Consider the following 12,688-nt stretch of genomic DNA (forward strand, 5'->3'; position numbering starts at 1 on the left):
GGCATGTTGCGCGCACTCGCCCGGCCCCTGCTCGCGTCGTGGTTCGTCTACGGGGGTGTCCAGACCGCCCTCGAACCCGAGAGGCAGGTGGACCGCGCCGCCCCATACGTGGACCCCGTCCTCAAGGAGGCCGGCCTCGACTCGGTCACCACCGCGGACGTGGTGAAGGCGCACGGCATCGCGTCCGTCGCGCTCGCCTCGATGCTCGCGCTGTCGCGCAGCCCGCGCGCCGCCGCGCTGGGCCTCGCGGGTCTCGCGACCGCCACCGCGGTCGTGGCCCACCCCTTCTGGAAGGAGGAGGACGAGGCCAAGCGCGAGGCGGAGCTCGACCTGTTCCTCAAGAACGTCTCGCTCGTGGGCGGCGTGCTCGTCGCCGCCACGGCCGGCCACTCCGAGCGTCACAAGGCGCGCAAGGCCAAGCACAAGGAGAAGGCCAAGGCCCGCGCCCTCGCGGAGAAGGAGAAGGCCCTCGAGGCCAAGGCCGCCAAGGCGAAGGCCAAGAAGCGCACGTGACCGCCACGCCTGAACCGGGCACCGGCCCCGGCCAGGTGTGGGACGCCCCGCTCGCGCACGGCCCGCTCGACGCCACCGTCGACGTGCCCGGCTCGAAGTCGCTCACCAACCGCTTCCTGGTGCTCGCCGCGCTCGCGGACGCCCCCGTCGCCGTGCGCGGCGGCCTGCGCTCGCGCGATTCCGCGCTCATGATCGACGCCCTGCGCGCCCTGGGCGTCGCGGTGGACGATGCGGGCCCCGAGTGGCGCGTCACGCCCGCCCCGCTGCGGGGCGGGGTTCACCTCGACTGCGGTCTTGCCGGCACGGTGATGCGCTTCGTGCCGCCGATGGTGCTCCTGGCCGACGGCCCCGTGTCCTTCGACGGCGACGAGGGCGCGCGCGTGCGCCCCATGGGCCCGCTGCTCGACGCGCTGCGCCGCCTGGGCGCGATCGTCGAGGACGACGGCCGCGGCACGCTCCCGTTCACCGTCACCCCGCCCGCGGAGATCCCCGCGGAGGTCGAGGTGGACGCGTCGTCGTCCTCCCAGTTCGTCACCGGGCTGCTGCTGACCGCGCCGCGCCTGCCCCACGGGCTGACCGTGCGGCACACCGGCGAGCGGCTGCCGTCGCTGCCGCACATCGACATGACGTGCGAGACGCTGCGCGACGCCGGCATCCGTGTGGACCAGCCCGACGAGCGCACCTGGGTGGTCCACCCCGGACCCATCGCCCTGGGCGACGTGCGCGTGGAGCCCGACCTGTCCAACGCGGGCCCCTTCATGGCCGCCGCGCTGGTCGCCGGCGGCACCGTCCGCATCCCGGGCTGGCCCGCGACCACCACGCAGCCCGGCGCCTACTACCCCGAGCTGCTCACCCGCATGGGTGCGACGTGCACCCTCGACGGCGACGTCATGACGGTCGCCTCGGACGGCACCATCCGCGGCATCGACGCGGACCTCTCCCCCGCCGGAGAGATCACCCCCACGATCGCGGCGCTGTGCGCGCTGGCGGACGGGCCGTCGCGGCTCACGGGCATCGGCCACCTGCGCGGGCACGAGACCGACCGGCTCGCGGCGCTGGCCGCGGAGGTCGCGCGCCTGGGCGGGGCGTGCACGGCCACCGAGGATGCGCTCGAGTTCGGCGGCCGCACCCCGGGCCTCGCGGGCGCCGACATGGAGACCTATCACGACCACCGGATGGCCACCTTCGCCGCCATCGTCGGGCTCGCCGTGCCCGGCACGCGCGTGGTCAACGTGGGCACCACGTCCAAGACGATGCCCGACTTCCCGCAGATGTGGACCGGCATGCTGGGCCGGGACGGCTGAATGCCGGCTCGCGAATACGACGAGTCCGACGCCCGGGTCCGCCCCAGTCGCCGCGGCTCGCGCCCGCGCACCAAGATCCGCCCCGCCCACGACCAGGCGCTCCCCGGCACCGTGGTCGCGGTGGACCGCGGCCGCTACACGGTTGAGATGGACGATGCGACGGTCACCGCGGTGAAGGCCCGCGAGCTGGGCCGGCGCGGGCTGGTGATCGGCGACGCCGTGGGCGTCGTGGGCGACACGTCCGGCCGCCCGGACACGCTCGCGCGCATCGTCCGCCGCGAGGAGCGGCGCACGGCACTGCGCCGCACCGCCGACGACACCGACGCCACCGAGCGGGTGGTGGTCGCCAACGCGGACCAGCTCGCGATCGTCACGGCCCTCGCCGACCCCGAGCCCAACCCCCGCATGATCGACCGGTGCCTGGTCGCGGCGTTCGACGCGGGCATGACCGCGCTCCTGGTCCTCACCAAGGCGGACCTCGCGAGCGCCGATGCGCTGCGCGCCGCGTACGAACCCCTGGGCGTCGCGGTGATCGAGACGTCCGTGAAGCGCGAGGGCGGGCCGGAGGCGGACCCGGGGTTCGCGCGCTTCCGCGGCGCGCTCGACGGTCTCACCACGGTGCTGGTGGGCTACTCGGGCGTGGGCAAGTCGACGCTGGTGAACGCCCTGGTCCCCGACGCGGACCGCGCCGTGGGCGGGGTCAACGACGTGACCGGGCGCGGGCGGCACACGTCCACGTCTGCCATCCGGTACGCGGTGCCGGACGGCGGGTGGATCGTCGACACTCCGGGCGTGCGCTCGTTCGGGCTCGCGCACGTTGACCTCGAGCACTTCATCCTGGCCTTCCCCGACGTCGCCGAGGCGGCGCTCGAGCGGTGCCCGCGCGGGTGCCTGCACGAGTCCGCCGCGGCCGGCTGCGAGCTCGATGCGTGGGCCGGCGAGGACGCCGCCCGGCACGCCCGGGTCGACTCGATCCGGAGGCTGCTCGCGTCGCGCGCCGCGGGCGAGACGTATTGAGCTTCCGCTCCCGCCCCACCCGACCCCGCCCCCATGTGGAATGGGTAGACCATGGTCGCAATCCGGCGATATCTGCGCGCCAGGGGTAGACCTTTGTCGCGCGGCCCCCGCGACACGCGCCGGTAGCCTAACGCCATGACCGCGCCCTACGCCGACGACCTGCTGCTCGCCCTCGCCATCGCGGACGAGGTCGACGCGCTCACGCTCGCGAACTTCGCCACCGGGGACCTCACGGTCGAGCTCAAGCCCGACGACACGCCCGTGACGGCGGTCGACCGCGCGGCCGAGCAGACCATCCGCCGGCTCATCGCCCAGCACCGCCCCGACGACGCGTTCGAGGGCGAGGAGTTCGGCACCACGGGCGAATCCGCGCGCCGCTGGGTGGTCGACCCCATCGACGGCACCAAGAACTTCATCCGCGACGTGCCCGTGTGGGCCACGCTCATCGCGCTGCTCGACGGCGACGACGTGGTCGTGGGCGTGGTGAGCGCCCCCGCGCTCGGGCGCCGCTGGTTCGCCGCGCGCGGCCAGGGCGCCTGGGCCGGGGCCTCCGAGGCGACCGCGCGGCGGCTCTCGGTCTCGAACGTCGCGACGCTCGCCGAGGCGTCGATCTCCTACGCCTCCCCCTTCGGCTGGGAGGCGCTGGGCCGCCTCGACGCGTTCATGGGAGTGCTGCGCGACGCCTGGCGCACGCGCGCCTACGGCGACTTCTGGAGCTACATGCTCGTCGCGGAGGGCGCGGTGGACGCCGCCGCCGAGCCCGAGCTCGCGCTCTACGACATGGCCGCGCTCGTGCCCATCGTCGAGGAGGCCGGCGGCCGCTTCACCGGGCTCGACGGGACGCCCGGGCCCCACGGTGGCAACGCGCTCGCCACGAACGGCCTGCTGCACGACGAGCTGCGCGCGCGGCTGGGCTGAACGGGAACGGGCTGAACGCAGCCCGGAACGGGGACGTCTCCGGACCTCACACGTCGAGGTGGGCGAGCTCCGAGGCGTCGAACCACAGCAGGTCGCGCTCCTCGAGCCGGTCGAGCGCCTCGGCGTCGCCGGCCACCGCGGCCGTCACGTCGTCCGTGGCCTCCGGCTCGTCCAGGAACGCGCACGCGACGGCGTCGGGCATGACCGCCTCCGTGAGCCGCACGGCGGCGGGATGGAGATCCGGAGCCTCCTCGGCCTCGGCGCGGGCGAGATCCGCGACGATCACCACGCGCCGGGGCGATCCCCCGTCGATGACCGAGGCCGTCGCGGCGACGTCGCGGGCCATCTCCGCCACCTCGTCCGGGTCCTCGCTCGCCGCGATCTCGAGCAGCAGCTCCGTGACGGCGTAGCCCAGCTGGGGCCGCCACGCACCCGCGGTGCAGGCGGCGAGGTCCTCGAGCGTGGCCGGAATGTAGACGCGCATGGGCTCAGTCTGTCACCGCGGGGACCGGGACGCGGCCCTCACGCGCCGCACCGTCCGCCCGACCCCGCGCCGCCTGCGCCACCGCCGGCGCGAGGCTCTGGAGCGCGCGCCGCAGGGGCGAGCGCGGCGCCGCCTCCACGAGGGTGCGCCCGTCGCGCAGGGCCGCGTCGGTGGCGCGCGGGTCCCACGGCAGCGGCCACACCTCGGCGACGTCGGCATGGCGGCCCAGCACGTCCGCAATCGCGTCCTCGGGCCGCGCGCCGGCGATCGAGGCGCGCACCCTGTTGACCACCACCGTGGGCTCGCGGAGTCCGGCCTCCAGCAACGCCTCGACCAGCCGCACCAGCAGGTGGGGCTCGGCCCCGCCCACGACGACCACCGCATCGGCCTCCTCGAGCGCCGCGATCGTGGCGGCGTTGCGGGGAGTGTCGGCCGCGTGCGCGCCAGCGTGCTGCTCGAGGGGCGCCGCGAGGTCGACGACCGTGACCTCCGCGCTCGCGCGCAAGGCCGGCCACAGCTCCGCGAGCGCGGTCGCGGACAGCTCCGGCCAGCGCGACGCGCGCGCGAGCCCGGTGAGCACGCTGAGGTGCGGGGCGAGGCGGACCGCGTGCCGGCTCACCAGTGCGGGCACGTCCTCCCCGCGCACGGCGCCGCGGGCCACCGCGGCGACGCCGGGGGACTCGTCCGTGAGCCCCAGCGCGAGGCTCACCGACGCCGCGTGGGTATCGAGGTCGACCAGCAGCGCGGGGGTGCCTGCTGCCGCGAGTTCCGCGGCGAGCCCGATCGCCACGGTGGTCCGTCCCGGCGCGCCGGGACAGCCCCAGACGGCGACGATGCGTCCGTCCCGGCTCGGCTCGCTCGTCGCGGCGGGCCCGACGCCGTCGTCCCCGGACGCGACCGCGCCGGGTCCTGCCGAACCCGGCCCCGCGGCGCCGGGAGGGGAGGCGCTCGCCCGCACCACCGCATCGGCCACCCGGGCCAGGTCCTCGACGACGGCGACCCCGGCCGCGACCAGGACGGACTCTCCCCCGGCCGCCGAGGCGACCCCGACCGGCGCGACCCCGGCGGCGACGATGTCGCGCACCACCTCGCGGTCCAGGCGGGGATGCTCCGAGAGGACCAGCACGGAGCCGAGGCCCGCGCGGGCGACCGCCACCGCCTCCGCCAGGTCGGCGCACCGTCGCACCACCGTGAGGTCGCGGTGCGCCTCGACCTGCGCGACCACCTGCGTCTCGTGCTCGCCGCGCACCGCGACGATCACCCCGACGCGAGGCATCAGGCGCCGCCCACCACGGTGACCTGGGCGCCGGCGACCGCGTCGAGGAAGGCCCCCACCTCGTCCGCGTCGATCACCACCCAGACCGTGTCGCCGCCCGCCCCGAAGGCTCCGTCGGCGGTGTCGATCGCCGAGACGACCACGTTCCGGGCGACGCGCCGCGTCGTGGGCGCGTCCGCATCGTCCCGCGTGGCCCACACGTCCACCACGCTGCCGGGGCGCACGTCCTCCGCGAGCGGCAGCTCCGCCGTCACGGGCACGGGACGCCCGTCGAAGTCCTGCGCGTCGACGAGCGCGGCGGCGGGCAGCAGCTCCCCCGCCTCGACCGTGCGGGCGACGACGCCCTCCACCGCCGCCCCGGCCCTCACATACGCGTCGCCCACGCGGACGTGCGCGATCGCGAGCATGCCCTCGTCGACCGCCATGCCCGGCACGAGCGTCACGCGCGCGGCGTAGACGGGCTCGGTGCGGTCCGCGTCGCGCAGCATGACCACCACGCCCGCGACCGCGATCGCCACGAGCAGCGCGCCCACGATGAGCCGCGGATCCCGCCACGACGGCCGCCTCAGCCTCGCCGCCGTCGGTCGCACCTGAGTCACCGGCCCTCACCCCCTGTCAGCCGATGCGCCCATCATGCCTGGTCAGCGCCGCGCGGGGAAGGCCTGGGGAGAAGCCCGGGAGCGGGGCCCGCGCGTGGCACACTGGCGCCATGGCCCCGCGCTTCCTCAAGCTCAGCGACGTGCAGGAGATCCTCAACATCTCCTCCCCGCAGGCCTATGCGCTGGTGCGCTCGGGCGACCTGCCCGCCATCCAGGTGGGCGGGCGCGGCCAGTGGCGCGTCGAGGAGGCCGAGCTCGAGGCGTACATCCAGCGCCAGTACGCGGCCACGCGCGAGCAGGTGCGGGCCCGGGACGACGCGCTGTAGCGGGCCCGCGGAGGGGCGGCGGCTCAGCGGTCGGCGACCACCGCGACGATCGAGCCGATCGTCAGGGTCACGCGGCCGCCGACGGTGTCGAGGTCGAGGTGGTCCGCGCCGACGGCCTCGATGACCCCGTCCCAGCGGCCGCCGTCGGTCTCGACGCGGGCGTGCGCGCCCGCATCGGCCAGGGCCCGGAGCGCGGTGCCGATCCTCATCCGCCTCTCCACCGCCGTGAGGGCCGCGGCCCGCTGCTCGAGCCCGTGCACCGCGGCGATCGCGGCGATGGGCACCAGCGTCTCGTTGCGGTGAGACGCGAGCAGGACCCAGTCCTGCGCCACCTCGGTCAGGGTGCCCGACACGAGCCGGCCGGCGCGCGTGGTGAACGTGGTCTGCTGGCCCACCATGGCGGCGAGCCGCGATGCCAGCTCGAGGCTCGCGCGTTCGGCCTGGGCGCGCTCGGCGACCTCCGCGGCGAAGTCGCGCCGCTCCTCCGCCTCGAGGGAGCCCTCGAGGTCCGCGAACAGCCTCTCCCAGCGCATACCGCCACGCTACCGCCGTCCACAGGGCCGAGCCAGGGGGTAGACGAGCGCACATCGCCGATGTACACCTAGAGATATCAAAGTGCATCAAACAGCATCAAAGGGGGCGGCGATGAGGGATCCGAGATCCGAGGTCTCGGCCGTGGGAGCGGCGGCTCGCGCGCAGGCGCGCGGACGGGCGTTCGGGTGGGCGACGGCCGCGGCCGTGCCGCTGCTGGGCGTGGGTGCCGGGTGGCTGGCGTGGCGGGCCTCGCTCGGGTTCGACGCGCACGCCTGGGAGCCGGCGGACGCGCTGGCCGTCGCGGCCCCGGCGCTCGCGGCCGCGTGGGCCGCGCGGTTCTGCCTCGGGGTGGCGGCGGCGGTCGCGGCGGCGCGCCGCGGGCGTCCGGCGCCCCGGTGGGCCGGCGCGGCGGCGAGGGCGGTCGCCGCCTCGATCGCGGCCGCGGCGCTCGGCACCGGCGCCCAAGCGTCGGAGGCCCCGCCCTCGGCCGGATGGCTGGAGACCGAGCCGGCCGTCGCATCGTCCCCCGTGGAAACGGACACCACCGACGGGAACCCCGCGGACCCCACGACCGCCACCTCCACGGCGGGCGGCTCGTACGTGGTCGCGCCGGGAGACTCGCTCTGGCGCATTACGGAGGAGCTCCTGGGCACGTCCGCGACGGACGCGCGCGTCGCCGCGGCGTGGCCCGCGCTCTACGAGGCCAATCGGGAGGCCGTGGGCGAGGATCCCCACCTCATCCATCCGGGCGACGTGCTGTCGCTTCCGGGCCACCTGGCCGGAGCCACGGCGGACGCCACGGACCCGGACGAGGCCGGACGATGAGCGCCGAGCCGCTGGGCGCGCCCGGACCCGAGGCCCCCGTCGCGGTGCCGCGCAGCGGCGCCCACCCGGACGTCTACGGCCGGTCCCGCGGCGCGCTCGGCGACCCCTCGCCCCTCGCGTGCACCGTCGCGATGGCGGCCATGACGATCGTGGACGGCGGGGCCGGGCTCGACGGCATCCAGCGGTGGCTCACTCCCGATGTTCGAGAGCTCCTCGCGCGCCAGCACTCGCTCGCGCGAAGGGCCGGGCGGGCCGGCTCGGCGCCCCGGGTGCTGCGGGCCCGGACGTGCCGGGTCTCGCGCGACGCGGCCGAGGTGAGCGTGGTGGCGCAGGTGGGCGGTCACGCCCACGCGATCGCGATGCGCCTCGAGGACTGGTCGGGCCGGTGGATCGTGACGGTGCTCGAGATCGGCTGAACGGCGGGCCCGGGTGGTCCCCCACCCTGGCCCGCCGCGTCGCCGGTCAGCGCAGGGTGCCGCGGAACGCGGTCCACGACTCCGGGGCCAGGCGCAGCGTGACCGCGCCGTCGGCGTGCTCGACGGGGAGGGCGTCGACCATGCCGTAGGCCTCGGCGGCCTGCTTGCCCTCGCGGGGGCCGATGGTGTCCGCGAGGACCGCGGCGCCGCCCGCGATGGTCGCGGCGGCGCCCGGGGTGCGGAGCGTGACGGTCTGCTCCTCGCCCGTGCGGTTGGTGACGAACAGCGCGAGCGCGCCGGTCTCCGGGTCCACCGTCGCGGCCGCCGTGACCGCGGGCACGTCGCCGTGCGCGGCGGTCGCGATCGCGTCCGTGGCGACCTTCACCTGGAGCGACTCGCCCCGGGCCAGGCGCGCCGCGGTGGCGAAGGGGTGGAAGGTGGTCTGCTTCCAGGACTCGCCGCCCGGCTCGGTCATGATCGGGGCGATGACGTTGACCAGCTGCGCGAGGCAGCCGATCGCGACGCGGTCCGCGTGGGAGAGCAGCGTGTTGATGAGGTCGCCCACCACCACGGCGTCGAGCGCCGAGTAGACGTCCTCGATGATGCGCGGCGCGTCCCGCTGGATCGGCAGGTTCTTCTCCCCCACGAAGCGGGACTTGAGGTACCAGACGTTCCACTCGTCGAAGCTGATGGTGATGCGCTTGTCGGAGCGGCGCTCGGCCCCGATCGCATCGGCGGACGCGGCCACCCGCTCGATGAAGCGCGACATGGCCGTACCGGAGCCCAGGAACGAGGCGCGGTCGCCGTCCAGCTCCTCGTAGTACGCGTGCATCGAGATGTGATCGACGATGTCGTACGTGTACGAGAGCACGGTGCGCTCCCACTCGCCGAAGGTGTCCATCGTCATCGAGCTCGACCCGCAGGCCACCAGCTCGATGCTCGGGTCGGTCAGGCGCATGGCCTTGCCCGCCTCGGCGGCGAGCTTGCCGTACTCGTGCGCGTCCTTGTGGCCGATCTGCCACGGGCCGTCCATCTCGTTGCCCAGGCACCACAGCTTCACGCCGTAGGGCTTCTCGCGGCCGTTGGCGATGCGCATGTCCGCCCACTTGGTGCCGGCCTCGCCGTTGCAGTACTCGAGCAGCGCGACCGCCTCGGCCACGCCCCGGGTGCCCAGGTTCACGGCCATCATCGGCTCGATCCCCTCCCGCTCGCAGTACTGCAGGAACTCGTCGGTGCCCACCAGGTTGGGCTCCACGGTGCGCCACGCGAGGTCGAGGAACGGCTTGCGGTCCTCGACGGGGCCCACTCCGTCCTCCCACACGTAGTTGGAGACGAAGTTGCCGCCCGGGTAGCGCAGCACCGTCGCGCCGAGCTCCTTGGTGAGGTCCGCGACGTCGCGGCGGAAGCCGTGCTCATCCGCGGTGGGGTGCCCGGGCTCGTAGATGCCCGTGTAGACGCAGCGGCCCAGGTGCTCGACGAACGAGCCGAACACGCGGCGGTCGACGGGACCCACCCGGAAGTCAGGGTGCAGGGTGATGGTGGTCATGTCTCCTCCTCGGTTACTTGCCGAGCCTGATGACGTTCCAGGACACGGGGGGAAGCTCCGCGGCGAACCTGCCGGCGTCGACGGTGGCCGTGGTGTTCGGCACGGGAGTGACGGTGCTGTCGTCGTCGGCGGTGGCGGTCCAGGTGTGGTCGGGGTTGGACAGGGTGGTGGCGTCGAGGAGGCGCAGGCCGGGGAAGGCGGCGAGGTTGACGTCGAGGGTGAGCTGCTCGGTGGTGGAGCGGTTGACGGCGAAGATGACGACCTCGCCGGTGTCGGGGTCGTGGGTGGCGACGGCGTCGAGGACGGGGACGTTGCCGAACTTCTTGGTCTCGTAGTCCGGGCCGTCGATCGCAACGTTGAGGACGTCGCCCTTGGCGAGGGTGGAGGCCTGGGCGAAGGGGTGGAAGGTGGTCTGGCGCCAGGAGCGGCCGCCAGGCTCGGTCATGATCGGCGCGATGACGTTGACCAGCTGGGCGAGGGAGGCGGCGTGGACGCGGTCGGTGTGGCGCAGCAGGGAGATGAGGAGGTTGCCCACGACGACCGCGTCGGCGACGTTGTAGTGGTCCTCGAGCAGGACGGGGGCGACGGGCCAGTCGTCGCCGCTCGGGGGGCGGGATTCGGCGCGGCGCTGGTACCAGACGTTCCATTCGTCGAAGCTGATGTGGATGCGCTTGTCGGTCTTCTTGGCGGCGCGGACCTGGTCCGCGGCTGCGGCGACGGAGTCGATGAAGTGGTCCATGTCGACCGCGGAGGCCAGGAACGAGTCGAGGTCGCCGTCGGTCTCGTAGTAGTAGGCGTGGGCGGAGATGTAGTCCACGTGCTCGTAGGTGTGGGTCAGGACGGTGCGCTCCCACTCGCCGAACGTGGGCATGTGCGACGCGGACGACCCGCACGCCACCAGCTCGATCTCCGGATCCAGGCGACGCATCGCCGCCGCCGTCCTCGCCGCCAGCCGGCCGTATTCCTCGGCGGTGGAGGCGCCGACCTGCCAGGGGCCGTCCATCTCGTTGCCCAGGCACCACATCTTGATCCGGTACGGGTCTTCGGCGCCGTTGGCGCGGCGCAGGTCGGACCAGTAGGTGCCGCCGGGCACGTTGCAGTACTCGAGGAGGTCGAGGGCGGACTCGATGCCGCGGGTGCCCAGGTTGATGGCCATCATGGCCTCGGTGCCGGACTTCACGGTCCACTTCATGAACTCGTCGACGCCGATGGTGTTGGGCTCGGTGGAGTGCCAGGCCAGGTCCAGGCGGCGGGGACGGTCGTCGACGGGGCCGATGCCGTCCTCCCACCGGTAGCCGGAGACGAAGTTGCCGCCCGGGTAGCGGACCGTGGAGATGCCCAGGGCGCGGGTGTGGTCGATGACGTCGGTGCGGAAGCCGTCCTCGTCCGCGCAGTCGGCGGCGGGGTCGTGGATACCGGTGTAGACGCACCGGCCCAGGTGCTCGACGAACGAGCCGAACGTACGGCGGCGGACGGGGCCGACCACGAATGCCGGGTCGACGGTGACAGAGGCGTGAAGCATGAGATTCCTTGCGAAGACGGCCGGATCAGGCCTGGTCGAGGGCGACCCAGGCGACGCCGTGGGCGGGGATGGTGGCGGTGAGGACCTGGTCGCCGGTGATGGCGGGGGCCTGGGTGGGCCACAGGTCGGTGACGGTGGCGGTGTCGTGGCCAGTTCCCAGGATGGATGCCAGGCGCACGCTGGCCTCGTGTGCTTCCTCGCCGGTCCAGAAGATCGCGGCGTAGGTGCGGCCGGGCGCGCGGGTCGAGCGGGCCGACCACACGATGAGCTCGCCGCCGGCCATGGGCTCACGCAGCAGTTCCCGGTTGGCCTCGGTGTGGCCCAGGACCTCCGCCAGGTGGGGGTTGGACAGGCGGGTCATGGTGTCCTCGTTGGTGGTGGGCAGGTCGCCACCGAGCATGAACGGGGACCGGCCCATGGCCCACAGGGTCAGCAGCGTGCACTGCTCGTCCGCGCTCAGGCGCGAGTCGCGCGGCTCGCCGCGCTCGGCACGGATGCCGATGCGGCCCAGGGGCAGCATGTCCGCATCGGCCCACCCGCCGGGCTGCTGGAACGGCGCCCACCGGGCCAGGCGCGCGAACTGCGCGTGGACGTCCTCCCACCGGTCCCACAGGTCATCGCTGATGCGCCACATCTGCGCGTTGGCGCGCAGGTGGTCGAGGTGCGCGGTCGACAGCAGCGTGCCCGGCGACAGCGACAGCACCATCTCCCGGCCCGTCTTCGCGATCGCGTCGGCGTAGGCGGAGATTTCCCGCTCGTAGTACGGGGCCTGCATGTCGTCGACCTTGAGGAAGTCCACCCCCCACGCGGCGAACTGCGCCACCTGCGCGTCGTACCAGGCCTGCGCGCCCGGGTGGTCGTGGTTGAGGCCGTAGTTGTCCGGGTTCCACTCGCACACGTGGTCCAGGTCCGCGACGTCCTTCGCCGTGTACTCCGTGCCGAACACGGGAAGGTCCTGCTCCACCGCGAGCTTGGGGATGCCCCGCATCACGTGGATGCCGAACTTCAACCCCAGCGCGTGGACCGCATCGGCCAACGGCGCGAAGCCCGCACCCTCGACCGCGGAGGGGAAGCGGTTGACCGCCGGCAGCTGGCGGCCGTACGCGTCGAGCACGAGCGGCGCACCCTCGTTGTAGCCATGCGAACGGGCCGTCGGGTCGTACCAGGCGATGTCGACCACCACCGTGTCCCACCCCGCCGGCAGCAGACGCTCCGCCATCACCCGAGCATTGGCCAGCACCTCCTCCTCCGTCACGGTGGTGCCAAAGCAATCCCAGCTGTTCCAGCCCATCGGGGGGGTCAGGGCCAGGGTGGGCTGCGCGTTCTGAGTCATGGTGATGGTGTCCTCTCCTGGGGTGATGCGGGTGGCTGCGCGGGACGGGGCGGGGGCGCGCTCGGCGCCCCCGCC

General features: G+C 74.2%; 14 protein-coding genes. 7 read left to right on the forward strand and 7 right to left on the reverse strand.

Features of this window, described 5'->3' with window-relative positions; genetic code table 11:
* Positions 1 to 3 precede the first annotated feature (3 nt).
* From AOM03_RS08370 to AOM03_RS08385, 4 genes are all read left to right on the forward strand, one after another.
* A complete protein-coding gene (locus AOM03_RS08370; RefSeq protein WP_062380289.1) occupies positions 4 to 513 on the forward strand; it encodes a hypothetical protein in 510 nt (169 codons plus the stop codon).
* The gene (gene aroA, locus AOM03_RS08375; RefSeq protein WP_062380291.1) at positions 510 to 1,817 is read left to right on the forward strand and encodes a 3-phosphoshikimate 1-carboxyvinyltransferase; all 1,308 of its coding nucleotides are present in this window, start codon (positions 510 to 512) and stop codon (positions 1,815 to 1,817) included. The genes AOM03_RS08370 and aroA overlap by 4 nt, the downstream gene beginning before the upstream one ends.
* The gene (gene rsgA / locus AOM03_RS08380) at positions 1,818 to 2,834 is read left to right on the forward strand and encodes a ribosome small subunit-dependent GTPase A (RefSeq protein ID WP_062380293.1); all 1,017 of its coding nucleotides are present in this window, start codon (positions 1,818 to 1,820) and stop codon (positions 2,832 to 2,834) included.
* 135 nt (positions 2,835 to 2,969) lie between these two features.
* On the forward strand, positions 2,970 to 3,752 hold the full coding sequence (locus tag AOM03_RS08385) for an inositol monophosphatase family protein (protein ID WP_062380295.1): 783 nt from the start codon (positions 2,970 to 2,972) through the stop codon (positions 3,750 to 3,752).
* Between the two features lie 46 nt (positions 3,753 to 3,798).
* Here AOM03_RS08385 and AOM03_RS08390 read toward each other — a convergent pair whose 3' ends face one another.
* From AOM03_RS08390 to AOM03_RS08400, 3 genes are read right to left on the reverse strand one after another with little or no spacing between them, the layout of a single operon-like run.
* Complete coding sequence (locus AOM03_RS08390) at positions 3,799 to 4,236, reverse strand: DUF6912 family protein (RefSeq protein WP_062380297.1); 438 nt, start codon at positions 4,234 to 4,236, stop codon at positions 3,799 to 3,801.
* A 4-nt stretch (positions 4,237 to 4,240) separates the two neighbouring features.
* Positions 4,241 to 5,512 (reverse strand): CpaE/TadZ family protein, encoded by a 1,272-nt coding sequence (locus AOM03_RS08395; protein WP_062380300.1) that lies wholly within the window; start codon positions 5,510 to 5,512, stop codon positions 4,241 to 4,243.
* A complete protein-coding gene (locus AOM03_RS08400; protein WP_156157684.1) occupies positions 5,512 to 6,111 on the reverse strand; it encodes a CpaB family protein in 600 nt (199 codons plus the stop codon). The genes AOM03_RS08395 and AOM03_RS08400 overlap by 1 nt, the downstream gene beginning before the upstream one ends.
* 110 nt (positions 6,112 to 6,221) lie before the next feature.
* Between AOM03_RS08400 and AOM03_RS08405 the strand changes: the two genes are divergently transcribed.
* Positions 6,222 to 6,437, forward strand: a complete 216-nt coding sequence (locus AOM03_RS08405; protein ID WP_062380304.1) for a helix-turn-helix domain-containing protein — start codon at positions 6,222 to 6,224, stop codon at positions 6,435 to 6,437.
* A 23-nt stretch (positions 6,438 to 6,460) separates the two neighbouring features.
* Here the strand turns inward: AOM03_RS08405 and AOM03_RS08410 are convergent, their stop codons facing one another.
* Positions 6,461 to 6,970 carry a hypothetical protein gene (locus AOM03_RS08410; RefSeq protein WP_062380306.1) on the reverse strand — a complete coding sequence of 170 codons (510 nt, stop codon included), beginning with the start codon at positions 6,968 to 6,970 and terminating at the stop codon, positions 6,461 to 6,463.
* A gap of 112 nt (positions 6,971 to 7,082) precedes the next feature.
* Between AOM03_RS08410 and AOM03_RS08415 the strand changes: the two genes are divergently transcribed.
* Together AOM03_RS08415 and AOM03_RS08420 are read left to right on the forward strand one after the other, a co-directional pair.
* Positions 7,083 to 7,796, forward strand: a complete 714-nt coding sequence (locus AOM03_RS08415; protein ID WP_062380308.1) for a LysM peptidoglycan-binding domain-containing protein — start codon at positions 7,083 to 7,085, stop codon at positions 7,794 to 7,796.
* On the forward strand, positions 7,793 to 8,212 hold the full coding sequence (locus AOM03_RS08420; protein ID WP_062380310.1) for an Rv3235 family protein: 420 nt from the start codon (positions 7,793 to 7,795) through the stop codon (positions 8,210 to 8,212). Before AOM03_RS08415 ends, AOM03_RS08420 begins: the two co-directional genes overlap by 4 nt.
* A gap of 46 nt (positions 8,213 to 8,258) precedes the next feature.
* Here the strand turns inward: AOM03_RS08420 and arfA (AOM03_RS08425) are convergent, their stop codons facing one another.
* Genes arfA (AOM03_RS08425) through AOM03_RS08435 form a run of 3 tightly spaced genes read right to left on the reverse strand, consistent with a single transcriptional unit; the run spans position 8,259 to position 12,613 of the window.
* On the reverse strand, positions 8,259 to 9,758 hold the full coding sequence (arfA, locus tag AOM03_RS08425) for an arabinosylfuranosidase ArfA (protein WP_062380312.1): 1,500 nt from the start codon (positions 9,756 to 9,758) through the stop codon (positions 8,259 to 8,261).
* 13 nt (positions 9,759 to 9,771) lie between these two features.
* On the reverse strand, positions 9,772 to 11,280 hold the full coding sequence (gene arfA, locus AOM03_RS08430; RefSeq protein ID WP_062380314.1) for an arabinosylfuranosidase ArfA: 1,509 nt from the start codon (positions 11,278 to 11,280) through the stop codon (positions 9,772 to 9,774).
* A 25-nt stretch (positions 11,281 to 11,305) separates the two neighbouring features.
* A complete protein-coding gene (locus AOM03_RS08435; RefSeq protein ID WP_227589938.1) occupies positions 11,306 to 12,613 on the reverse strand; it encodes a glycoside hydrolase family 27 protein in 1,308 nt (435 codons plus the stop codon).
* Positions 12,614 to 12,688: the final 75 nt, after the last annotated feature.

This window comes from Demequina pelophila (genome assembly GCF_000971175.1).
Classification (GTDB): domain Bacteria; phylum Actinomycetota; class Actinomycetes; order Actinomycetales; family Demequinaceae; genus Demequina; species Demequina pelophila.